1 pseudogene is annotated in these 413 nt (G+C 32.9%); it reads right to left on the minus strand.

Going from position 1 to position 413, the window contains the following annotated elements:
- Positions 1-399 (minus strand): annotated as a pseudogene (locus BGS40_RS07445) (hypothetical protein); the annotation flags it as partial.
- Positions 400-413: the final 14 nt, after the last annotated feature.

A 413-nucleotide genomic window follows, 5' to 3' on the forward strand; every position in this document is an offset into this window, starting at 1 on the left:
ATCAAGTTTAGCATCTAATTTGTGTCTTTTGTAATACCATTCTAGATTTTCAGGGGTAAAATATCTTGGTGCATTAGGATAGCCTTGAGGTGGGGTTAGGGCTGCTAGTTTGGCAGTTAAAATCATAGAATCTATTTTTAATTGCGCATCATTCCAATCATTTGGAATATCATAACCATAAGCATTAATCATACCATTAGAATACCCATCCATATAACGATCAAATTCTCTTCTGCTTTCATAAGTAGAATCTATATCCCTTGGATCTTTTATTTTGCCCTCAACTATATCACTTCTTAAGGCTTTGTATATATCTCCAAATTCATCTTCAGAAATTTGATATTCGTTATAATCAATCACCCAATCTACTCCCATAATCTCATCTATAAAAGGAAGCATACCAAATTCATCAG

Source organism: Campylobacter sp. 107, assembly GCF_002383835.1.
GTDB lineage: Bacteria > Campylobacterota > Campylobacteria > Campylobacterales > Campylobacteraceae > Campylobacter_D > Campylobacter_D jejuni.